General features: G+C 66.5%; 22 protein-coding genes. 11 read left to right on the forward strand and 11 right to left on the reverse strand.

Annotation, left to right across the window (positions count from 1 at the left end; all coding sequences use genetic code 11):
• Window positions 1-21: 21 nt before the first annotated feature.
• Window positions 22-1,284, reverse strand: a complete 1,263-nt coding sequence (gene urtA, locus AB431_RS12805) for an urea ABC transporter substrate-binding protein (RefSeq protein ID WP_047330233.1) — start codon at window positions 1,282-1,284, stop codon at window positions 22-24.
• 204 nt (window positions 1,285-1,488) lie between these two features.
• On the opposite strand from urtA, the gene AB431_RS12810 reads away from it, so the two are divergent.
• Window positions 1,489-1,926, forward strand: coding sequence for a hypothetical protein (locus tag AB431_RS12810; RefSeq protein WP_047333373.1), 438 nt, complete (start codon window positions 1,489-1,491; stop codon window positions 1,924-1,926).
• Here the strand turns inward: AB431_RS12810 and AB431_RS12815 are convergent.
• The gene (locus tag AB431_RS12815) at window positions 1,921-2,478 is read right to left on the reverse strand and encodes a GNAT family N-acetyltransferase (protein WP_144418245.1); all 558 of its coding nucleotides are present in this window, start codon (window positions 2,476-2,478) and stop codon (window positions 1,921-1,923) included. The genes AB431_RS12810 and AB431_RS12815 overlap by 6 nt on opposite strands.
• Here AB431_RS12815 and AB431_RS12820 point away from each other — a divergent pair.
• Genes AB431_RS12820 through AB431_RS12835 form a run of 4 tightly spaced genes read left to right on the forward strand, consistent with a single transcriptional unit; the run spans window position 2,401 to window position 6,326 of the window.
• Window positions 2,401-3,288 carry an oxidoreductase gene (locus tag AB431_RS12820; protein WP_047330235.1) on the forward strand — a complete coding sequence of 296 codons (888 nt, stop codon included), beginning with the start codon at window positions 2,401-2,403 and terminating at the stop codon, window positions 3,286-3,288. The genes AB431_RS12815 and AB431_RS12820 overlap by 78 nt on opposite strands.
• Before the next feature lie 20 nt (window positions 3,289-3,308).
• Window positions 3,309-3,962: a hypothetical protein gene (locus AB431_RS12825; protein ID WP_047330236.1), complete on the forward strand. Its 654-nt coding sequence runs from the start codon at window positions 3,309-3,311 to the stop codon at window positions 3,960-3,962.
• A 42-nt stretch (window positions 3,963-4,004) separates the two neighbouring features.
• Window positions 4,005-5,021, forward strand: coding sequence for an Rv2578c family radical SAM protein (locus AB431_RS12830; protein WP_047330237.1), 1,017 nt, complete (start codon window positions 4,005-4,007; stop codon window positions 5,019-5,021).
• Between the two features lie 24 nt (window positions 5,022-5,045).
• Complete coding sequence (locus AB431_RS12835) at window positions 5,046-6,326, forward strand: carboxylesterase family protein (RefSeq protein WP_047333374.1); 1,281 nt, start codon at window positions 5,046-5,048, stop codon at window positions 6,324-6,326.
• A 12-nt stretch (window positions 6,327-6,338) separates the two neighbouring features.
• On the opposite strand, the gene AB431_RS12840 is transcribed toward AB431_RS12835, so the two are convergent.
• The 4 genes from AB431_RS12840 to AB431_RS12855 all read right to left on the reverse strand — a co-directional run bounded on the left by AB431_RS12840 (window position 6,339) and on the right by AB431_RS12855 (window position 10,691).
• Window positions 6,339-7,601 carry an acyl-CoA dehydrogenase family protein gene (locus AB431_RS12840; RefSeq protein ID WP_047330238.1) on the reverse strand — a complete coding sequence of 421 codons (1,263 nt, stop codon included), beginning with the start codon at window positions 7,599-7,601 and terminating at the stop codon, window positions 6,339-6,341.
• Window positions 7,598-8,737: an acyl-CoA dehydrogenase family protein gene (locus AB431_RS12845; protein ID WP_047330239.1), complete on the reverse strand. Its 1,140-nt coding sequence runs from the start codon at window positions 8,735-8,737 to the stop codon at window positions 7,598-7,600. Before AB431_RS12845 ends, AB431_RS12840 begins: the two co-directional genes overlap by 4 nt.
• Window positions 8,734-9,963 carry an amidohydrolase family protein gene (locus AB431_RS12850; RefSeq protein ID WP_047330240.1) on the reverse strand — a complete coding sequence of 410 codons (1,230 nt, stop codon included), beginning with the start codon at window positions 9,961-9,963 and terminating at the stop codon, window positions 8,734-8,736. The genes AB431_RS12845 and AB431_RS12850 overlap by 4 nt, the downstream gene beginning before the upstream one ends.
• Window positions 9,964-10,070: 107 nt before the next feature.
• Window positions 10,071-10,691, reverse strand: a complete 621-nt coding sequence (locus tag AB431_RS12855; RefSeq protein ID WP_047330241.1) for a TetR/AcrR family transcriptional regulator — start codon at window positions 10,689-10,691, stop codon at window positions 10,071-10,073.
• A 75-nt stretch (window positions 10,692-10,766) separates the two neighbouring features.
• Here AB431_RS12855 and AB431_RS12860 point away from each other — a divergent pair, with 75 nt between their 5' ends.
• Together AB431_RS12860 and AB431_RS12865 are read left to right on the forward strand one after the other, a co-directional pair.
• The gene (locus AB431_RS12860; protein ID WP_047333375.1) at window positions 10,767-11,645 is read left to right on the forward strand and encodes an acyl-CoA thioesterase II; all 879 of its coding nucleotides are present in this window, start codon (window positions 10,767-10,769) and stop codon (window positions 11,643-11,645) included.
• A 7-nt stretch (window positions 11,646-11,652) separates the two neighbouring features.
• The gene (locus AB431_RS12865) at window positions 11,653-12,321 is read left to right on the forward strand and encodes a DUF427 domain-containing protein (protein ID WP_047330242.1); all 669 of its coding nucleotides are present in this window, start codon (window positions 11,653-11,655) and stop codon (window positions 12,319-12,321) included.
• Here AB431_RS12865 and AB431_RS12870 read toward each other — a convergent pair.
• Complete coding sequence (locus tag AB431_RS12870) at window positions 12,318-12,992, reverse strand: MBL fold metallo-hydrolase (protein ID WP_047330243.1); 675 nt, start codon at window positions 12,990-12,992, stop codon at window positions 12,318-12,320. The genes AB431_RS12865 and AB431_RS12870 overlap by 4 nt on opposite strands.
• Window positions 12,993-13,055: 63 nt before the next feature.
• A complete protein-coding gene (locus AB431_RS12875) occupies window positions 13,056-13,931 on the reverse strand; it encodes a neutral zinc metallopeptidase (RefSeq protein ID WP_047333376.1) in 876 nt (291 codons plus the stop codon).
• A 72-nt stretch (window positions 13,932-14,003) separates the two neighbouring features.
• On the opposite strand from AB431_RS12875, the gene AB431_RS12880 reads away from it, so the two are divergent.
• Window positions 14,004-15,482 (forward strand): carboxylesterase/lipase family protein, encoded by a 1,479-nt coding sequence (locus AB431_RS12880; protein ID WP_047330244.1) that lies wholly within the window; start codon window positions 14,004-14,006, stop codon window positions 15,480-15,482.
• On the opposite strand, the gene AB431_RS12885 is transcribed toward AB431_RS12880, so the two are convergent.
• Window positions 15,479-15,967, reverse strand: coding sequence for an SRPBCC family protein (locus AB431_RS12885; RefSeq protein WP_047333377.1), 489 nt, complete (start codon window positions 15,965-15,967; stop codon window positions 15,479-15,481). The two genes, AB431_RS12880 and AB431_RS12885, sit on opposite strands and share 4 nt — an antisense overlap.
• Before the next feature lie 113 nt (window positions 15,968-16,080).
• On the opposite strand from AB431_RS12885, the gene aspS reads away from it, so the two are divergent.
• The 3 genes from aspS to AB431_RS12900 are packed head-to-tail and all read left to right on the forward strand — an operon-like array spanning window position 16,081 to window position 18,750.
• Window positions 16,081-17,889, forward strand: coding sequence for an aspartate--tRNA ligase (aspS, locus tag AB431_RS12890; protein WP_200902723.1), 1,809 nt, complete (start codon window positions 16,081-16,083; stop codon window positions 17,887-17,889).
• The gene (locus AB431_RS12895) at window positions 17,886-18,317 is read left to right on the forward strand and encodes a nitroreductase family deazaflavin-dependent oxidoreductase (RefSeq protein WP_047330246.1); all 432 of its coding nucleotides are present in this window, start codon (window positions 17,886-17,888) and stop codon (window positions 18,315-18,317) included. The genes aspS and AB431_RS12895 overlap by 4 nt, the downstream gene beginning before the upstream one ends.
• Before the next feature lie 10 nt (window positions 18,318-18,327).
• Window positions 18,328-18,750: a pyridoxamine 5'-phosphate oxidase family protein gene (locus AB431_RS12900; RefSeq protein WP_047330247.1), complete on the forward strand. Its 423-nt coding sequence runs from the start codon at window positions 18,328-18,330 to the stop codon at window positions 18,748-18,750.
• A gap of 33 nt (window positions 18,751-18,783) precedes the next feature.
• Here the strand turns inward: AB431_RS12900 and AB431_RS12905 are convergent, their stop codons facing one another.
• Both AB431_RS12905 and AB431_RS12910 read right to left on the reverse strand, forming a co-directional pair.
• Window positions 18,784-19,272 carry a DUF302 domain-containing protein gene (locus AB431_RS12905; protein ID WP_047330248.1) on the reverse strand — a complete coding sequence of 163 codons (489 nt, stop codon included), beginning with the start codon at window positions 19,270-19,272 and terminating at the stop codon, window positions 18,784-18,786.
• A gap of 2 nt (window positions 19,273-19,274) precedes the next feature.
• On the reverse strand, window positions 19,275-20,459 hold the full coding sequence (locus AB431_RS12910) for an acetyl-CoA C-acyltransferase (RefSeq protein ID WP_047330249.1): 1,185 nt from the start codon (window positions 20,457-20,459) through the stop codon (window positions 19,275-19,277).
• Between the last annotated feature and the right edge of the window lie 77 nt (window positions 20,460-20,536).

Genomic DNA, 20,536 nt, shown 5'->3' on the forward strand with positions numbered 1-20,536 from the left:
CCGGTCGCTTCGCTCACCCCGTCACGCCGACAGGCCCTTGGCCCACGGGTAGGACTTCAGGTACGGGTCCGGCGTGATCGGGCCGGGGGACTCCCAGATCGTGTAGATCAGTCCGTCGGGATGGATCTCACCGATCCGGGCCGTCTTGGTGATGTGGTGGTTCTCGCCGTCAATGGTGACCAAGCCCTCCGGGGCGTCGAAGGTCACGCCGGCGCAGTTGTCCTGAATCGCCTTGACGTCGAACGACTTGCCCTTCTCGACCGTGTTCTTCCACAGGTACACCGAGACATAGGCGGCTTCCATCGGATCCGAGGTCACCCGGTTCTGTCCGTACTTGTCCTTGAATGCCTTGACGAACGCCTTGTTCACCGGATTGTCCAGTGTCTGGTAGTAATTCCATGCGGTCAGCTGGCCGGCGATGTTCTGCGCGCCGATGCCCTGAACCTCTTCCTCGGCGATCGACACCGAAACCACCGGCATCTTCTGCGGGTTGAGCCCGGCGTTGGTGTACTCCTTGAAGAACGCGACATTCGAGTCACCGTTGAGGGTGTTGAACACCGCGCCGGCATTCGACGAGCGGACCTTGTTGACGATCGTGGAGAAGTCTGTCGAGCCGAGCGGGGTGTAGTCCTCGCCCTTGATCTCGATGCCGTTGGCGGCGGCGTAGGCCTTGATGATGCGGTTCGCGGTCTGCGGGAACACGTAGTCGCTGCCCACCAGGTACAGCGACGTGATGCCCTTCTCCTTGAGGAAGTCCAGGGCCGGGACGATCTGCTGGTTGGTGGTCGCGCCGGTGTAGAAGATGTTCTTCGACGATTCCAGACCCTCGTATTGCACGGGGTAGTACAGCAGCGCGTTGTTGCTCTCGAAGACCGGCAGCATGGCTTTACGGCTCGACGAGGTCCAGCCGCCGAACACCGCGGCTACACAGTCGTTCTTGATCAGCTTCTCGGCCTTCTGCGCGAAGACCGCGGGGTCCGACGCCCCGTCCTCGCCGACGATCTGGACTTGCTTGCCCTGCACACCGCCCTTGGCGTTGATCTCGTCGACCGCCAGCTTGATGGAGTCCCGCACGGTGACCTCGGAGATCGCCATGGTGCCCGACAACGAGTTCAACGACCCCACCTTGATATTGGGTCCCGACGTGTCGACGCATGAATCCGACTTTGCCGTGTCGTTCTCGCTGGCCTTACTGCCGCAGCCGGACAGCACGAGGCCTGCCGTCACCGCCACGCTCGTCGCCGCCAGGAACGATCGATTCAGTGCTGAACGCCGGAGTTGCATAGAGGCCCTTTCGTGTTGGGAAGGACGAGCATTGGGCCTCGACAGACCTATTCGCCCCCGAACCCACGGTTGGTGTCGACCCGGACGTTAGGACGCATAAGTTTCTGTGACATATCTGTGCATGACGAACTCGTTAACCTGCTAGTCATTCGCCCAGGGCCCGGGGCGGCCGACATGGGTAACGATCTCGGTAGCGTGGTCGATATGGCCGATATGCGAAAAGTGACAGCAAGGGTCGGGGCGGCGCTCGTGTTGGCGGCTGCCGGTGTTGCGGGCACTAGCGCGGTGGCGAACGCCGATCCGGCACCCGGACATCAGGTGACCTACACGCTCGCCACAGGCGGCACCTACGACTTCACGATCACGTACCTGACGGCGCAGCCGCCGAGCAAAGACGCCTTCAACGCCGACTCCAACCCGTTCATGAAGCGCGAGACCATCACCGTCTCACCGGATGCGCCGTGGGTCTTCCAGACCACCCTCGCCGACCCGCAGTGGGCATTCCTGCAGGTCGCGAGCACCACGCATGGCGGACAGGGTGCGCCGAACGCGCACTGCGAGGTGTCGATCGACGGCCAGGTCGCGGTCGCCCAGGACGCGCCGTACAGCCCGCAGTGCTACCTCTCCAAGTGGACGTCATAACCGCTTACTGAAGAACACCCGGCGGAACCCGTCCTGACCCCCGCGGTGCGTTTCGACATAGCCGAAACGCGGGTACAGCGCGACGTTCTCGGTCATTGCCGCGTTCGTGAAGAGCCGGACCTCCGTCAGGCCGGCCTCGCGGGCGTCGTCCTCGGCGCGGCGCAGCAGTAATGCCCCGTATCCACGGCCCTGTGCCGCGGGGTCGACGGCGATGGTGTCGAGCAGCAGATGATCGTCCCGTAGGCAGGTGACCAGGCTGCCGACCAGTTGCCCGCCGCGCGTCAGCACCCACACATTGGCCTCGCCGATCAGCGCGACGTAGTCGGCGTCCATGGGCGCCGGCCTGCGGCCGATGCGGGCAACGTACTTTTTGTACGCCCGCTCGGCGAGGTCGGCGATGGACTCGGCATCGGACGGGTTCGCCCGGCGCAACGAAGGTTCGGCCACCCATCCACCGTATGTACGTTGGGAGCGGTGGGCAGTTCGATAGCACTCATCGGTCCCGGCGCGATCGGTTCTACCGTCGCGGCGCTGCTGCACGCGGCCGGTCATGCCGTGACCGTGTGCGGGCACACGCCGCGCGATCAGATCGAGGTGCGGCCAGATGACAGCAATGCGATGGTCGTGCCCGGCCCGGTGCTGACCGACCCGGCCGACGTTGCAGGCTCCGTCGACCTGGTTTTCCTGGCGGTCAAGGACACTCAGAACGAGCACGCGGCCGGCTGGCTGCAGCGGCTGTGTTCCGACGACACGATCGTGTGTGCCCTGCAGAACGGTGTCGAGCAGATCGAGCGGGTCGGCCGGTTCAGTCCGACCGCGCACATCGTGCCCGCAGTCGTGTGGTTTTCGGCCGAGACGCAGCCGGCGGGCTGGGTGCGGCTGCGCACGGAGGCGCGCGTGGTGCTGCCCGAGGGCGAGGATGCGCAGACCCTGGCGGCGGTGCTGCGCCCAGCCGGGATGACCGTCGACGTAAGCCCCGACTTCACCACCGAGGCGTGGCGCAAGCTGCTGTTCAACGCGCTGGCCGGGTTGATGGTGTTGGCCCGGCGGCGATCCGGCATGTTCCGCCGCGACGATGTCGCCGCCCTGGCGCGCCGGTACGTCGCCGAATGCCTGGCCGTGGCCCGCGCGGAAGGGGCGCAGCTGCCCAATGCCGTCATCGACGAGATCACCGGGATGTTCGCCGGGTTTCCCGCTGACCTGACCACGTCGATGCTCACCGACGCCGAGGCGCACCGGCGGCTGGAGTGGGACATCCGCAACGGTGTGATCGTCCGCAAGGCCGCCGAGCACGGCCTGGCCACTCCGGTCGGTGACGTGCTGATCCCACTGCTCGCCGCCGCCAGCGACGGACCCGGCTGAGCAGGTGGCATCCTGGCCAGGTGGGGCTGATATTCCGGTTGGTCGAGCTGCTGCTCGTGATCGTGCCGCTGGCCGGCGCGATCTATGCCGCCGTGCGGGGCATCTCCGCGGTCAGACGGCAGAACGAATCGGGTGAGCACCCGCCGGCCCCACAGGTGGAAAGCCCGAAAAGCCAAGCGGCACAATGGCGCACCGTCACCCGGGTGATCGACGAGCACAGTCGCACCGACGCCCGCTGGCTGGAGTACGAGCTCGACGCCGCCAAACTGCTCGACTTCCCGGCGATGACCGACATGCGGGATCCACTGACGGTGGCCTTTCACCGAGCCAAGCTGCGCGCGGAACTGTTGCGTCCGGGCAAGGCCGAGGACCTGCTCGACGACCCGGAGGCCGCGCGACAGTACCTCGACGCCGTCGAGGCGTACGTCACGGCATTCGAGGCCGCCGAGAACGAGGCGCGGCGTCGCCGGCGTGGTGACTTCTCCCGGGAAGACCAGCAGCGGATGAGCCGCGCACAGAGCCTGCTTCGCGTCGCCGCCGACCGCGGTGCCACCCCGCAGGAGCGCGAACGGGCCTACGACCTGGCTCGCGGCGAGCTCGACGGGCTGCTCGTCCTGCCGGACCGGACCACGGCAGCACTCGAACGCGGCATCGCCGGGGAGCTCGACGACTGACGCGCTCTTGACAGGTCGTCGAACATGCGTTCGAATAGAGCGGTGCGATGGAGCGGCCAGGGGATAGCGGTCGACGACGGAGCTTTGCCCGGCCTGCAGCGCATCGGCTTCGTGCGCAGTGTCCGCACTCCGCAATTCGAAGGCATCACGTTCCATGAGGTGCTGTGCAAGTCGGCGCTGAACAAGATCCCGGCCGCCTCGATGCTGCCGTTCACCTATACCGTCAACGGTTATCGCGGGTGCGCGCATGCTTGCCGGTACTGCTTCGCCCGGCCCACCCACGAGTACCTCGAACTCGATCCGGGCGCCGACTTCGACAGCCAGATCGTGGTCAAGACCAACATCGTCGACGTGCTTCGCCGGGAACTGGGCCGCCCGTCATGGCGCAGGGGCACCGTCGCCCTCGGCACCAACACCGACCCGTACCAGCGGGCTGAGGGTCGCTATGCGCTGATGCCGGGCATCATCGCAGCGCTGGCCGATGCGGGCACCCCGATGTCGATCCTCACCAAGGGCACGTTGTTGCGTCGAGATCTGGACCTGATCGCCGTTGCCGCACAACAGGTTTCGGTGTCGGTGGCGATCTCGCTGGCCGTCGGCGACCCCGATCTGCACCGTGATGTCGAACCGGGCACCCCGTCCCCGCAGGCGCGGCTCGGGTTGATCGCCGCCGTGCGTGACGCTGGGCTGGACTGCCATGTGATGGTCGCGCCGGTGCTGCCGTATCTGACGGACTCCGTCGAGCACCTCGACACCCTGCTCGGCCAGATCGCCGCGGCCGGCGCGACCGGTGTCACGGTGTTCGGTCTGCACTTGCGCAGCTCGACGCGTGGTGTGTTCATGAGCTGGCTGGCCCGCTCCCATCCCGAACTCGTTGCCCCCTACCGGCAGTTGTACCGGCGCGGGGCCTACCTGCCCGCCGACTATCGAGACATGTTGCGGCAGCGGGCCGCACCGCTGGTGGCCAAGCACAAGCTAGGCGGCGATCGCCGCTTCTTTACCCCACCTGCGCCACCGAACCCCGTCGTGCAGCCGGAGCCGCAGCCGACATTGTTCTAAGTGCCTCGGATGTACGGTGATTCAGTGACACACCGGGTCCTGGAAGCCAGTTGCGGACCATTACTGGTCGACGACGACGGCCTCCTGCTCCATGCGCGCGGGATCGTCTATGCCACCGCTGAGCGATTCACCGCGCCCATCCTTGCGCCGCCGCACACCCACGTACACGACGCCACGCAGCGAGGCGCGGCATGTCCGCAGCTGCCGTCCCGCTTGAATTTCGTCACCGGGCCCGTCATCGACCAACTTCGGCGTAGCGAGGCGTGTCAGGTACTCAGCATCACGGCGCCGAGCGACGCCGACAACCTTCCGGTGATGGTGTGGTTCCACGGCGGGGCCTACATGTCGGGAAGCGGTGAGGCGCCCAAGTATGACCCCAACCTCCTGGTCGCAGAGGGCCGCGTCGTGGTCGTGCGGGTCACCTACCGGCTCGGCATCTTCGGTTACCTCAACCCGTGCGCAGACGGAGACGAAAACCTGGGATTGCGCGACCAAATCGCTGCGCTCCGTTGGGTTCACCAGCACATCGCGGCCTTCGGGGGCGACCCGTCGCAGGTCACGATTTTCGGTCAGTCGGCGGGCGGCGACTCGGTGTACTCGCTGATTCTCAGCGCGGACACGACCGGCCTGTTCCACCGGGCCATCATCCAAAGCGCTCCACTCGGCCTGCTGTCGGGCCGAGAGCCGATGACGGCGGCGATGCGGCAGGCGGTCGCCGATGCGCTCGGTGACGTCGCGCCGGCAGACGCCAGCGTGGAGACGCTGCTCGACGCGCAAACCGCCGCTGCGACAGCCGCACAGGGCTTCGGCCTGAGCGGCGGACTGCCGTACGCACCCATCGCCGGTCTGGATCCACTGCCCGATACACACCGTCGCCTCGGTGACACGGCGCCACACGTCGAGATCCTCGTCGGGTACACCCGCAACGATGCCGGTCCGTTTCTCGCGATGAACCCGCACACCCGCAGACTTCAGCGGGCCGGCTTGGCCCGCGCCGCCGGTGCCGTCATGACGCGGCGCATCTTCGGCCAACCGGCGCGCGAACTGGCCACGACCTGGACGGCACACGGCGGCAACGCCGGGACCTATCGGGTCGACTGGTCACCGCCCGGTGCGCCACTGAGCGCCTGCCACTGCATCGAACTGCCGCTGTTGTTCGAGTCCGAATGCTGGGCTGACGCGCCGATGCTCGGCCCGGCAACCAACGCGATCGACAGGGCACTGGCGCGTCGCGTGCGCGGCTACTGGTCGGCATTCGCCCACGACGGCATCGCGGGACTCGGCACGTCGCACCTGCGAGTGTGAAGTCGTTTACGTCTAGGTGCGGCCGCGCTTGACCTGATTGAACGGCACACCTTTGTCGGCGGCGAATTCGCGCGGGCACTCGAGAATGCGTTCGCTGATCACGTTGCGAGCCATCTCGCTGCTGCCGCCGCCCAGCGAGCCGGTCTGCCGCGACAGATACCGCACGCCGATGAGGTCCAGCAGGCCGGACAACTCCTCGCCTTCGTCGACCACCCCTGCGGTCCCGGCGATCGCCAGGGCGGTGTCGACCTCTAATTCGGTTGTCTCAGCGTGGAACAGCCGGATCAACGTGCCGGCGTTGGGTGGCAGCGAACCGTTGCCGATCGCGTTGCCCACATGGTCGATCAGCTGGTTCTTGACGATCCGGCGGGCCAACGCCCGACCGACGAGTTCTTGTACCGCCGGGTCGTCTCCGTGCCCGGTGAGTTCGGCGTACGCGACGTGGTCCGGCGGCATCTCCTCGGCGTTGTCGGAGTCGGTGCCGCTGGCGAACTCCGAGCCGCCGCCGACCGCGCGACGCTCGTGGTGCAGCTGCCGGGACGCCACTTCCCAACCGTTGTTGACTTCGCCGACGACAGCGTCGTCACCCAGTTCGAGGCCGTCGAAGAACTCTTCACAGAATTCTTCGTTGCCGTTGACCTCTTTGATCCGGCGCATCGTGATGCCGGGTGAGTTCAAGGGCACCAGGAACATGGTCAGGCCCTGATGTTTGGGTACGGTCCAGTCCGTGCGGGCCAGCATCAGGCCGTAGTCGGCGGCGAATGCGCTGGTGCTCCAGGTCTTGGCGCCGTTGATGATCCACTTGTCGCCGACGCGGTCGGCCCTGGTGATGACGCCGGCGAGGTCGGAGCCACCGCTGGGTTCACTCAGGAGCTGGCACAGGATCTCGTCGCCACGGATCGCGGCCGAAATGCGCTCGCGTTTCTGGCTTTCAGTGCCCATGTCAAGAATGGTCGCCGCGCAGATGGTCAACGATGGCACGTTGAGGATCAGCGGCATCTCATAGCCGCGGCACTCGGCGGTGAACGCCTTCTGATAGGCCAGCGGCAGTCCTTGACCCCCGTACTCGCGAGGGAAGCAGATGCCGGCGAAACCACCCTCGTACACGCGCTTCTGCAATTCCTTGGCACGGTCCCACGAGGACTGGACGGCGCGCAGGGCGACCGGCAGGTTGTCGGGATCGACCCGCGGCATATTGTCCGCCAGCCACGCGCGGGCGCGGGCGGCGAAATCTTCGACCGATTCGGTGGCGGTGGGAACCGCGGTTTCGGTCATGCCGAAGCCTCCTGTCGAAAGGTCTTGGCACTCAACGCGTATATTGCACGGTGGTGCTCCTCGGGAGAGCCATACAGCGCGCGGTACAGCGTGGCGCGGCGCAGGAACAAGTGCAGATCGTGCTCCCAGGTGACACCGATTCCGCCGTGCAACTGCACGCAATCCTGCAGCATCACCGGAGCGCGTTCGGCCACATAGGCTTTGGCGACGCTGACCAGCATGGGGGCGTCAGCAGAGCGGGCCGACACGGCGGCCACCGCACCGGAGGTGGTCCCTCGGCACGCCTCGAACCACATCTTCATATCGGCGAGCCGATGCTTGAGTGCCTGGTAGGACGCCAGCGGCCTGCCGAAACTGTGGCGATCGAACATCCACTGGGTGGTCATCGACAGCACGGTGTCCAGGATCCCGACGATCTCCGCGCATTGCAGCACCAGGGCGACCTGCCGTTGCCGCTCGATGATCGCCGGAGTTTGCGCGGCATCGCCGAGCGCGGCGGACTCGTCGACTTCGGCGCCGTCGAATTCGACTCGGGCATAACGCTTCACCATGTCGACGGAGCGCTGCTCGGTGACCGTGGCGCGATCGGCGGGCACCAGAAACTGCCGGGGTGCACCGTCACAGTCGGCCACCACCAGGAAGATTCCGGCTTCGGTGCCCGCTTCGACTCGGTCCTTGACCCCATCGATGCGGTAGCCGGATTCGGTGCGCGTCGCGGTCACGCCCGGGTGCAGAGGGGACAGCGGCCGGCGCGGCTCATACACTGCCCAGGACGCCACCAGTTCACCCGAGACCAGCGCTTCGATGGTGTCTTCGTGTCCGTCCGGCGCCTCGACCAGACCTGCCAGCACGATGCTGACCGGATGCAGCGGACCCGGTGCCACGCTGTGTCCGATCTGTTCGGCGACCAAGGCCAGGTCGGCCAGGCCGTCACCCGAAACACTGCCGCCGCCAAGCTCTTCGGGAACCAGCAGGCTGGCCCAGCCGAGCTCGGCAGCCCGCTGCCACCATGCGCTGTCGAACGACGTGTCCGCGGCGTGCAACTCGCGGACCCGGCTCAGCGACGCTTCCTTTTCCAGGAAGGCCTGCGTGGTCGAGGCGAACAGCAGTTGTTCGGGGGAGGAGACGTCCGTCATGCGATGACGAGCGCGGGAACGTCGGGCTTGTGGACTGACTCGTTGGGCACCTTGAACAGGTCGACCAGGTTGCCGCCCATGACCTTTCGCTGCTCCTCCTCGGTCAACCCCTGGGCCGCCAGGTCGTCGACGAGGTTGATCGGATCGGCCAGGCCTTCGGGATGCGGCCAGTCCGAGCCGAAGATGATGCGGTCGACACCGCACAGCTCCGACATCTTCTTGAAGTCGTCCTCCCAGAACGGCGCCACGTAGACGGCCCGCTTGAACGCCTCGATCGGGTCCTCGGGGAATTCCTGCGGCATCTTCGAGTAGACGTCCTTGAACTGGTAGAACAGGTACGGCACCCAGGATGCGCCGTTTTCGATCGACAGGATGCGCAGATCCGGGTTGCGGGTCAGCGCTCCGTGGCACACCAGTGCCGCCATGGTGTCCTCGATCGGCCGCTTGCCCATCGATACCATCCGGAACGCCGTCGGCTTGAACGGCAGGAACTCGTCGGCGGGCTCCCAGTCGTTGAGGTAGGCGGCGTAGCCGCTGTCGGAGGCGTGCATGCACACCGGGATGCCGGCCTTGACGCACGCGTCCCAGAACGGATCGAACTCGGGCAGGCCGAGCGAGCGGGTGCCGCGGTAGCCCGGCACCGGAGCCGGCCGGACGAGCACCGTCTTGGCGCCGCGTTCCAGGCACCATTCGAGTTCTTCCAGAGCCCGATCGACGACGGCCAGGTCGATGACCGGGGTCGAGAAGATCCGGCCTTCGTAGTTGAACTGCCACGTCTCGTACATCCACTGGTTCAGCGCGTGGATGATGTCCAGGATCAGGTCGGGATCGTCCTTGAGCCGCTCCTCGACCAGGCTGGCCAGCGTCGGGAACATGATCGTGTAGTCCAGGCCCAGCCCGTCGAGCACCTCGAGACGAGCCTCGGGGTTTCGGAAGGCGGGGATGGCCTTCATCGGCTTGCCCATGATCTCGCGGAAGCTCTTGCCGCCGCTGCCGTGTTTGAAGTATTCCTCCTGCGCCCCGGGGCGGGCGACGACCTCGAAGGTCGGGTTGGGGATGTAGTCGCTGATCGTGTTGCGCACGACGATCTTGGTACGGCCGTGGACGTCGATGTAGTCGATGACGCCCTTGCGGTTGTCCGGCAGGAATTGCGTCAGCGCTTCCTTCGGCTCGTAGAAGTGATTGTCGGCGTCGAATACCGGATAGGGAAGCTCGCGCGAGGGCATGTCCGCCTCCAGAGAGTCTGATTGGTTGATAACGGTAATGACGTTACCACGATGGTAGCTGGGTAAACAGCTCGGGCCGAAAAGGTCTATCTACCAGGTGAAAAGAGTCAGGGCAGCAGGCCGCGCACGCAGAAGTCGTAAATGTGCGCCCCGTCGATGGGCACGCCGTTGAGTTCGGCGCCGAGGCTGCGCAACCGCATCGCGCCGAGCACCGCCTGCATGATGAGCGCGGCTGTGGTCTCTGCCTGAAGGTCGGGTCGGAACGTCCCTTCGGAGATTCCGCGGTTCAGGATGTCGCCGATCAGCTGGTGCAGCGGCGAGAGCACCCGGGAGTACTCCGTGGGCAGCGACTCGGCGAGGTGATCGTTGTAGTAGGTCAGGCCGCGGTTGATGCTGTCCTGCTTGGTGGATTCGGCCGGCGTGCAGATCCGATCGATCAGCACCCGCATCGCCTCGGCGGCAGGCAGGTCGTCGGTCTCTTTGCGCCAGTGCTTGGTCGACTCCGCCATGATCGTGTCGATCAACGCCAGCAGCAGCTCATCCTTGGTGGAAAAGTGCTGGTAGAACGAGCGTAGCGATGTCTTCGAGCGCTCGACGACCTCGAGGACGGTGAAGTCCGTACGGCCCGTCTCGGCCAGGATCGACAGCGCCGAGCGCATGAAGCGGCTCTCCCTGGAGTCGGGATCGGCGCGCACCGCCTCGGGTGATCGTTCGTTGGCCTTGGCCATCGGGTCAGCTTATCGGTCGGGTTACAGTGACGAGAATGACGTTACCGTCTTGGAATGCGACAAGGTGAGGAACAGATGACGGACACCGTTGGAAACCACTGGACAGTGGCGCGCCTGCTTGAACTCTTCGACGTCGAAGCCGAGAGCCAGGACCGCTACATCGCTCCGACCGGTATTGCCGACGCCGACGAGCGGCAGGTCGTCGAGGGCACCCAGGTGCTCGCGCAGGTGATCGTCGCGGCAGCAAAGCGCTTCGGCGGCAAGTCGATTCGCTCGGTGCACAGTGTGTTCGCCCGCGCGGTCCTGGTGGGTCCGCCGGTCATCCTGGACATCGACGTCGTCTCCGAGGGGCGCTCCACGGCGTCGGCGATCATCACCGCGTCGCAGAACGACAAGCGCTGCATGACGTTCACGGTGCTGGCCGACGTGCCTACCCCCGACGTGATCCGCCACCACCTGCCGCGCCCCGAGGTGGCCGGCCCGGCCGATGCCAACGTCTGCGAAATGCCCATGGGCGGACGGCAGGTCAAGCTCGTCGACGTCATCGACATCAACAGCCCCGACGAGGTCGGGCCGCCGGAGGTCTACGCCTGGCTGCACTACGATCCGATCCCGTCGCGCGACGAGCTGGCCAAGGCTCTGGTCGCCTACTTCACCGGCCATCTCGGCATCTCGACGACGATGCGTGCGCACGAAGGCATCGGCACGGCCCAGTCGCACTTCACCGTGTCGACCGCGCCGATGACCGTCACGGTGAGCTTCCACGAACCGGTCAGCTGGAGCGGCTGGCTGCTCTACACCCACGAGAGCACGCAGGTCGGCGCCGGCATGTCGTACATCCGCGGCGCGGTGCACACCGAGGAGGGCGAGCTGATCGCGTCGTTCACTCAGGATGCGTTGATCCGGCCGCTGCGGACGACCGACAACGCCATCGCCGCGGAAGCACGGATCTAGTCCGCCGATGAGTCTGGTCGCCGGCCGCGGCCCGCTCGGCCCGAACCGGGCCGGCTGGTTCTCCACGCCGGTGGCCGACCCGATCGTCTACGTCGAACCGCATCCGCGTCGGGTGCAGGCGGTGCGCGGCGGCCAGACCGTCATCGACACCGAGAACGCGCTGCTAGTGCACCGGGCCGGCGCAGCGCTGAGCTACGCCTTCCCGGTTGGCGAAACAGCCGATCTGCCAACCGAGTCCGAGCCGGAGGCGCCCGGCTATGTGCGGGTGCCCTGGGATGCCGTCGACACCTGGTTGGAGGAGGGGCGCACCCTGGTGCATTATCCGCCCAACCCGTACCACCGGGTGGACTGCCGCCCCACTCGGCGGCGTCTTCGGGTCACGGTTGCCGGTGAGGTGCTGGTCGACACCGAAGACACCGTGATCGTGTTCGAAACCGCTCTGGCGCCAAGGCTTTATGTCGAGGCGGCGCATGTACGCACCGACCTGTTGCGGCGAACGGACACCTCGAGCTACTGCAATTACAAAGGGTATGCGACATACTGGGCCGCCGGTGATGTCGACGACATCGCCTGGAGTTATGACGATCCACTACCCGAAACCCAGCCCATCAGAGGCTATTTCAGCTTCGACCCGGACCGCTGCGATGTGAGCGCCGAGCTGCCCCGAGTCGGTTAGCCGACCCGCGCGGCCGCGTCACGCAGGAGCTGTGCCGCGCCGTCGGCGATCGGGTCTCCGTGCCCGAAACAGGCTGTATCGAAATCGATTTCGGCGAGCATACGGAACGACTCGGCGGTGCGCTTTCGGTCCCGGTTGAACACCCCGAGTGTCACTTCACCCACGTTGGCCACGGTGTCGCCGGTGAACAGGATGCCGTGTGAGACGAGGTGGACGGCAATGCTGCCGTCGGTGTGGCCGGGCGCCGCGATGATATGGGCACCGCCGACGACGTCGAGGACCTGCGATCCGCGCAGTTCGATCGCAACCGGTGCGGCCGGCGCTGCCGGCGGCAGACCGGCCGCCACACGCTGGTGGATCGGTAGTTCCCAGTCCTCGAAGTTCGGTGCAGGCGCGACCAGTCCGCCGCGGATGACCTCGGCATCGCCGGCTCCGGCGGCGATCGGCGCACCGGTGTGTTCGTGCACCGCGGCGGCCGCCCCGCAGTGGTCGACGTGGTGGTGGGTGAGGATCACCAAATCCGGTGTCCCGCACGCCGAAAGTAGGTCAGCACTGCCCTCGGGCGCGCCGGTGTCGATCAGCAGCCGTCCGGTCCCGTCGTCAACGAGGTACGACTGCCAGCCGCCGATGCGCAACATCGTCAACACCGGTGTCACCTGGATGCGGTCCATCTGTCGAACCGTAGGCGGTCGTCCGGCTCGTCCGGAAGTGGATCAGCTGCCGGCGAACATCGGCTAGCCCAGATCGCGAGCCTTGAACGTGTCGCACTGCTTGGGGTCACCGGTCTGGTAGCCGGTGGTGAACCATTTCTGCCGCTCGGCCGACGAACCATGGGTCCACGCCTCGGGATTCACCCGCCCGGTGGCCTGCTTCTGGATCCGATCGTCACCCACTGATGCCGCCGCCGACAGTGCGTCGGCAATGTCCTTATCGGTCAACGGTTGTAGATAGGTGACGTCGGTGCCGGGCTGTTTGGTGATCGCGGCGTAATGCGCCCACACCCCGGCGTAGCAGTCGGCCTGCAGTTCGGTGCGCACACTGCCGCCGGTGGCGCCCTGGGCGCCCTGCTGGGCGCGGCCCAACACGCCGAGCAGGTCCTGCACATGGTGCCCGTACTCGTGGGCCACAACGTATTCCTGTGCCAATGGTCCACCGCTGGAACCGAATTGATCGGTGAGGACCTGGAAGAAGTCAGTGTCGAAGTACGCGGTCTTGTCGACCGGGCAGTAGAACGGGCCGACATCACTGGTCGCCGGACCGCACCCGGTCTGCACCTGATTCTTGAACAGCATCATCTTGGGCCGGGTGTAACCCTTGAGCAGGTCGGTCCACACTCCGTCGACGGAGTTGCCGGTCGCCACCACGCGGCATTCGACGTATTGGTTGGCGTCGGCCCCGGTTTTGCACTTGCTCAGGTCGTACCCCGATTGCTCGGCGCCCGGCGGCAGGCCCTGCTGCGCAGTGGTCACCTTGCCCGGGTCGATGCCGAGGAACACCGCCAGCAACACCACCACGAGGCCGCCGAGACCGCCGCCGATCGCGATGCCACGGCCGCCGCCACCGGTCGAGGTGGTGCTGGTGTCGATCTGCATTCCTTCGTTGAAGGTCATCAGCACTCCTCGAGATCGGGACTCACACCGCGGTTACCCAACTCGTTCACCTTGCCACACTACGATTCACCTGTGACCGTCGTCGCGGATCCGTCGACCGTGGTTTACACCTCCCTGGGTGCGCTGCGGGGCACCACCGAAAGCGGAGTTCGGGTTTGGCGCGGCATTCCCTACGCCGAACAACCCATTGGGGAGCGCCGGTTTCGGGCGCCCGTGCCGGTGCAGCCGTGGGCCGGGGTGCGCGATGCCGTTGAACACGGACCCGTGCCGCCGCAGGGCCGCTCATTCGTCGGCGGCGGCCGCGATGATCCGAAGATCCGGGACGAAGCTTGCCTGACGCTGACCGTGTGGGCACCCGAGACCACGACCGCGTTGCCCGTGATGGTCTGGATTCCGGGCGGTGCCTTCGTCTACGGCGCGGGACAGCTGCAGCTCTACAACGGTTCTCGGCTGGCGGCCAACGGCGACGTCGTGGTGGTCAACGTGACCTACCGGCTCGGGGTGTTCGGTGGTTTCGAACTGGGCGATCTCGGCGCCGGTTTCGCCGACAACCTGTGCCTGCGCGACCAGATCGCGGCGCTGCGCTGGGTGCAGGACAACATCGCCGCCTTCGGCGGTGACCCGCAGCGCGTCACGATCTTCGGCGAGTCCGCCGGAGCCACGTCGGTGCTGGCGCTGCTGGCGAGCCCGGCCGGCAAGGGGTTGTTCGCCCGCGCGATCGCCCAGAGCCCTGCCCTGCCGCTGATCGCCGACCGTGCCACCCGGGCCAGGCGCGCTCACGAGTTCGTCGACCTCGTCGGCGCCGACCCTGCCGCGTTCCCGGTGTTGCCGCAGCGGGTGCTGCGACGCGCCGCGGGGGAGATGCAGCGCCGCAGCGCCGAGACCACCCCGACGCTGGCCTACGGCCTGACCTACGGCGTGGACCTGTTACCGAAGCACCCGATCGAGGCGGCCCGCGTCGGCGAGGTCAACCCCGTCCCGCTGATCATCGGTACCAACAGCCATGAGGCGTCGATGTTCGCGTGGTCCAAGCCGCCGATGCTGCCGACCACCGCCGAGGGGATCGACGCCTACTTCGACCGGGTCGCGCCGGAGGCACGGGACCGGGTGCTGGCCGGCTATCCCGACTATCCCCGTCGGCGGGCGCAGGTGGCGGTGGGCTCCGATGTGATGTTCGGGGCGCCGACGTGGGCTTTCGCCGACGCTTACAGCCCACACGCCACCACGCACGTCTACCGCTTCGACCACACCACCTGGACGCTGCGGATGCTCGGGCTCGGCGCCACCCACGGCAGCGAGATCGTGCACATCCAGCACAGCTACGGCTCGTATCTGGGCCGCAAGATCCATCCGCTGGGCCGGCGGGTGCAGCCGGCTGTGGGCCGCCGGATGCAGCGCACCTGGCTGAACTTCGCCACCCGCGGCGTGCTGGAGGATTGGCCGCGCTACGACACCGAGGTGCGCGCCACCCGCGTCATCCGCTCGAGCCGCGACGTCTCCGTCGACGATCCCGATGCGCTGCGCCGGGCGGCCTGGGACGGGCTCTACTAGGTGTAGCGCTTGTCGGTGTAGCGACGCAGGTTGGCCAGAAACCACTTGAACGACAGGTTCATCAGCGGCCCGCCCAGGATCAGTCCGAACCGGGCGGGCCCGTTGGCCTTCTGCGCCAGTGTCCACGTCAACCGGCAGCCGCCCGGTGTTTCCACCGCGGTGTACTCCTCGGCGAACGCGGCCACCACCTTGTTCGAACAGGCGTTGAACCGAAAAGCCATGTAGCGCAACGGCTCCCATGCCAAGAACTCTTCGTCACCCACCAGGCCGCCGAGCATGTTGACAGTGCGGGTGGTGCCGACGCCGTACGGCTGGGGGCTGGTCCAGGTCACTTTGGTGATGACCTTCGCCCACTGCGGCCAGGAGTCGGCGTCGGCGAGGACGTCGAACAGTTGCTCGGGTGTGATCGCAAGGTCCACGCTGTTGGAGAAGCGGAACGGCGCATCCTTGATCCAGGCCAGATCGACGCGTTCGCAGGGATACATCGTGGTCATCGGGGCTACCTCCGCGAGAGACCATACACCGAGGTGACGAATGTCCGGTCGGGTCCACCTCATAGACTGATTCCTCGTTTTCCGATTCTCTCTAATAACAGGAGTTGTCAGTGCTGCGCACTCACGCCGCCGGTTCGTTGCGGGCCTCCGACGCCGGACAGACGGTCACACTGGCCGGCTGGGTGTCCACCAGGCGCGACCACGGCGGCGTCATCTTCATTGATCTGCGCGACGGGGCTGGTGGTGGGCAAGGGAATGGACAGAGCGTCGTGCAGGTGGTGTTCCACGACGCCGACGTGCTGGCGCAGGCCCACCGGCTGCGCGCCGAGTTCTGTGTCGCCGTCGAAGGCGTGGTTGGTATCCGCCCCGAGGGCAACGCCAACGCCGAGATCCCCACCGGTGAGATCGAAGTCAACGCGACATCGTTGACGGTGCTGGGGGAGAGCGCCCCGCTGCCCTTCCAGCTCGACGACCAGGCTGGCGAAGAAGCCCGGCTGAAGTACCGCTATCTGGACATGCGCCGCGAGGGCGGCCCGGGCGACGCAATCCGCTTGCGGTCGGCGGCGAACGCGGCGGCACGCTCGGTGCTGGCGTCGCATGATTTCATCGAGATCGAGACCCCCACGCTGACCCGTTCGACCCCCGAGGGTGCCCGCGACTTTCTGGTGCCCGCGAGGCTGCAGCCCGGCTCGTTCTATGCGCTGCCGCAGAGCCCGCAGCTGTTCAAGCAGTTGCTGATGGTCGCTGGCATGGAGCGCTACTACCAGATCGCGCGCTGCTACCGCGACGAAGATTTCCGCGCCGACCGCCAGCCGGAGTTCACTCAGCTCGACATGGAGATGAGCTTCGTGGACTCCGACGACGTGATCGCGGTGGCCGAGGAGATCCTCGCGGCGCTCTGGGCGCTGATCGGATACGAAGTGCCGCGGCCCATTCCGCGCATGACCTACGCCGACGCGATGCGGCTCTACGGCTCGGACAAGCCGGACCTGCGGTTCGGGCTCGAACTCGTCGAGTGCACGGACTATTTCGCCGACACCCCGTTCCGGGTGTTCCAGGCCGATTACGTCGGTGCGGTGGTGATGCCCGGTGGTGCCTCGCAACCTCGACGCACCCTCGACGGCTGGCAGGAATGGGCCAAGCAGCGCGGCGCCAAGGGTCTGGCCTACGTACTGGTCGGTGAGGACGGCGAATTGTCCGGCCCGGTGGCCAAGAACCTCTCCGACACCGAGCGCGAGGGGCTGGCCGCCCATGTCGCGGCGAAGCCAGGAGACTGTGTGTTCTTCGCGGCGGGCCCGGTCAAGGCCTCTCGGGCGTTGCTCGGCGCCGCCCGGGCCGAGATCGCCCGCCGCCTGAACATGATCGACCCGGACGCCTGGGCGTTCACCTGGATCGTCGATCCGCCGTTGTTCGAGCCGGCCGGCGATGCCACCGCCGCCGGTGATGTCGCGGTGGGGTCCGGAGCCTGGACCGCCGTGCACCACGCGTTCACCGCACCCAAGCCGCAATACCTGGATTCGGTGGACACCCAACCCGGCGCGGTGCTGGCCGACGCTTACGACATCGTGTGTAACGGCCACGAGATCGGCGGCGGCTCGATTCGTATCCACCGCCGCGACGTCCAGGAGAAGGTGTTCGCGGTGATGGGTATCGACCACGCCGAGGCGACCGAGAAGTTCGGATTCTTGTTGGACGCGTTCACTTTTGGTGCGCCACCACACGGCGGTATCGCGTTCGGCTGGGACCGCATCACAGCGCTGCTGTTCGGCGCTGACTCGATCCGCGAGGTGATCGCGTTCCCGAAGTCCGGCGGCGGTGTCGACCCGCTGACCGATGCGCCTGCCCCGATCACGCCGCAACAACGCAAAGAATCCGGAATAGATTTCAAGCCGGAGAAGCTGGACAAGCCATGACCGAAACCCCTGACTTTGCGTCGCTGAACGAGTTCAACAAGAACATCGTCGAGGAATTCCGGGCCAACGCCGGAGTCGTCGGCGGACCGTTCGAAGGGCGCCCGCTGCTGCTGCTGCACACCACCGGTGCGAAATCCGGCCAGCCGCGGCTGGCGCCGCTGGCGTACTTCCACGTCGACGGCAAGCTGATCATCATCGGCTCCAAGGCCGGCGCCGACACCAATCCGGACTGGGTGCACAATCTGCGGGCCAACCCGCGGGCGCACATCGAGATCGGCACCGATGCCTACGACGTGGTCGCTCGTGAATTCTCGCGCGAGGAACGCGACGAGGCCTACCCGAAGGTCGTGGCCGAGGCTCCCGGGTTCGGGGAATACCAGTCCAAGACCAGCCGGGTCATCCCACTGTTCGAACTCGCCCGGGCGTAGCCGCGCAGGGATGACCATCGAAACGCTGACAAGGGAAGACCTGTCGTTTCTCGCGTGTCCGCTCTACGGATTCTTCTCGACCGCCGCCGGGGCGGTACCGCCGCAGCCCCGGCCGGTGTGGTTCGAGGCGACCACAAGCGGTCACGTCGAACTCTTCACCGGGGCTGACACCCCGAAAGTGCGTCAGCTGCGCTGGGATTCGCGCGCATCCCTGGTGGTGGCCGCGCCGGTTGGCGAGCGAGAACGCTGGCTGTCGGTGGCCGGTCCGACAACTCTGGTCTCCGACGGTGCCTGGGAACTCGTTGAGCGTTTGGCTGCCCGATACTGGGATCTCGACGATCCCATCCGGGCTCAGGATCTGGCGCAGATGCGCGACGAGGAATGGCTGCGAGTCATCATCGAACCGGAAACCGTGCGCCGCTACGCGATGTGACGCCGCGCCGCGATGTGACGCCGCGCCGCGACCTCACCCGGTGACCTTGGCGGCCAGGGCCGCCAGTTTCTCGTCGAGCGCCTCGGCGGCGCTGCGCAGCTCGGGATTCGGCTCGACGACCATCAACGACGACGGCTTGACGTAGGTCAGACTGCTGCCGTCGCCGTCGTCGAGAATGAGCACCTCGACCGGGGCGAACAGAGCTGCGGTCACGTCATGGCGAATCATCGTGATCGCGATCAGCGGGTTACCGAGGATGACCCGCACGGCCCTGCGCTCGATGCCGGCCTTGGTGATCCACGCACCGTGATCGAGCAATGCGAACAACATGAATCCGCTTGGTCCGACGTACTTTTCGACCCGCTCCTGATACGACTGCCAATCGCCCTCGGCAGCCCCGATGTCGCTGATCGGCACCGGCTGCTCGCCGATATCGGCGAGCAGCGCGGCGACCAGTTCGTCGTAACTCTTGGCGCTGTCGTAGCGCAGCCGGGCCCCGTCGAACCGGGTCTCGGTCGCCATGTCTACAGCCGCTCGATGATCGTGGCGTTGGCCATGCCGCCGCCTTCACACATCGTCTGCAGACCGTACCGCCCGCCCCGCTGCTCCAGTGCGTTCACCAGCGTTGTCATGATCCGCGCACCGCTGGCGCCCAGGGGGTGACCGATCGCGATGGCGCCGCCGTTGACATTGGTCTTGCCCAGATCGGCCCCGGTATCGCGGGCCCAGCTCAACACCACCGGCGCGAAGGCCTCGTTGACCTCGAACAGATCGATGTCAGCCAGCGTCAGTCCGGCCTTCGCCAGGACCTTCTCCGTCGCGGGGATGACACCGGTCAGCATGTACAGCGGATCAGACCCCACCACGGTCGTGGTGTGGATGCGGGCCAACGGTTTCCAGCCGTGCTTGCGCGCAACCTCCGACGTGGTGATCAGCACCGCGGCGCTGCCGTCGGACAGTGGCGAGGAGTTACCCGGGGTGATCTCCCAGTTGATCTGCGGGAAGCGCGCCGCGTAAGCCTCGTTGTAGAACGCCGGCTTGAGCCCGGCCAGCGTGTCGACCGTCGTGCCGGGACGGATGATCTCGTCGTACTGCAGGCCCGCGATCGGCGTCAGTTCGTTGTCGAACAGACCGTCCTTGGTGGCCTGCGCCGCCTTCTCGTGGCTGGCGGCGGAGAACTCGTCGAGCTCGGTGCGCGACAGCCCCCACCGCGCGGCGATCAGTTCCGCGCTGATGCCCTGCGGTACCAGGCCCTCGGAGTAGCGCTCGGCGAACCGGATTCCGAAGGGATCGCTGCCCGGAATCACCGACGAGCCCATCGGTACCCGGCTCATCGACTCCACGCCGCCGGCGATCACCACGTCATAGGCCCCCGCGATCACGCCCTGTGCGGCGAACGAGATCGCCTGCTGACTCGAACCGCACTGGCGGTCGACGGTCGTGCCGGGCACGGACTCCGGGAACCCCGCTCCCAACAGTGCGTTGCGGGCGATGTTGACCGCCTGATCGCCGATTTGCGACACCGCACCTGCGATGACGTCGTCGACCTCGGCCGGGTCGACGCCGGTGCGAACGACCAGCTCCGAGAGGCTGTGCGCCAGCAGATCTGCGGGCAGCACCCCGTGCAGAGCGCCGCCGGGCTTGCCTTTGCCGACCGGGGTGCGGACCGCCCCCACGATCACGGCGTCCCGACCTGAGTAACCGGCCATGTTGTCCTCCTGAACTCGTCGCTGAGTACTGCTCTCTATACCCAGCTATAACACCTAGGTATAGTGAAAACAACTCA

It is taken from the genome of Mycobacterium sp. EPa45 (genome assembly GCF_001021385.1).
GTDB lineage: Bacteria > Actinomycetota > Actinomycetes > Mycobacteriales > Mycobacteriaceae > Mycobacterium.

What these genes read in the sequence shown, in the direction of transcription:
- AB431_RS12810 (WP_047333373.1), top strand. Translation starts at nt 1,489, where the DNA reads ATGGCCGATATGCGAAAAGTGACAGCAAGGGTCGGGGCGGCGCTCGTG.
- AB431_RS12895 (WP_047330246.1), top strand. Translation starts at nt 17,886, where the DNA reads ATGACCGAAACCCCTGACTTTGCGTCGCTGAACGAGTTCAACAAGAAC.
- AB431_RS12815 (WP_144418245.1), bottom strand. Translation starts at nt 2,478, where the DNA reads ATGACCGGCCGCGTGCAGCAGCGCCGCGACGGTAGAACCGATCGCGCC.
- AB431_RS12850 (WP_047330240.1), bottom strand. Translation starts at nt 9,963, where the DNA reads ATGCCCTCGCGCGAGCTTCCCTATCCGGTATTCGACGCCGACAATCAC.
- AB431_RS12905 (WP_047330248.1), bottom strand. Translation starts at nt 19,272, where the DNA reads ATGGCGACCGAGACCCGGTTCGACGGGGCCCGGCTGCGCTACGACAGC.
- AB431_RS12870 (WP_047330243.1), bottom strand. Translation starts at nt 12,992, where the DNA reads ATGGACCGCATCCAGGTGACACCGGTGTTGACGATGTTGCGCATCGGC.
- AB431_RS12845 (WP_047330239.1), bottom strand. Translation starts at nt 8,737, where the DNA reads ATGACGGACGTCTCCTCCCCCGAACAACTGCTGTTCGCCTCGACCACG.
- urtA (WP_047330233.1), bottom strand. Translation starts at nt 1,284, where the DNA reads ATGCAACTCCGGCGTTCAGCACTGAATCGATCGTTCCTGGCGGCGACG.
- AB431_RS12875 (WP_047333376.1), bottom strand. Translation starts at nt 13,931, where the DNA reads ATGACCTTCAACGAAGGAATGCAGATCGACACCAGCACCACCTCGACC.
- AB431_RS12860 (WP_047333375.1), top strand. Translation starts at nt 10,767, where the DNA reads ATGACGGACACCGTTGGAAACCACTGGACAGTGGCGCGCCTGCTTGAA.
- AB431_RS12885 (WP_047333377.1), bottom strand. Translation starts at nt 15,967, where the DNA reads ATGTATCCCTGCGAACGCGTCGATCTGGCCTGGATCAAGGATGCGCCG.
- AB431_RS12865 (WP_047330242.1), top strand. Translation starts at nt 11,653, where the DNA reads ATGAGTCTGGTCGCCGGCCGCGGCCCGCTCGGCCCGAACCGGGCCGGC.
- AB431_RS12900 (WP_047330247.1), top strand. Translation starts at nt 18,328, where the DNA reads ATGACCATCGAAACGCTGACAAGGGAAGACCTGTCGTTTCTCGCGTGT.
- AB431_RS12855 (WP_047330241.1), bottom strand. Translation starts at nt 10,691, where the DNA reads ATGGCCAAGGCCAACGAACGATCACCCGAGGCGGTGCGCGCCGATCCC.
- AB431_RS12910 (WP_047330249.1), bottom strand. Translation starts at nt 20,459, where the DNA reads ATGGCCGGTTACTCAGGTCGGGACGCCGTGATCGTGGGGGCGGTCCGC.
- AB431_RS12840 (WP_047330238.1), bottom strand. Translation starts at nt 7,601, where the DNA reads ATGACCGAAACCGCGGTTCCCACCGCCACCGAATCGGTCGAAGATTTC.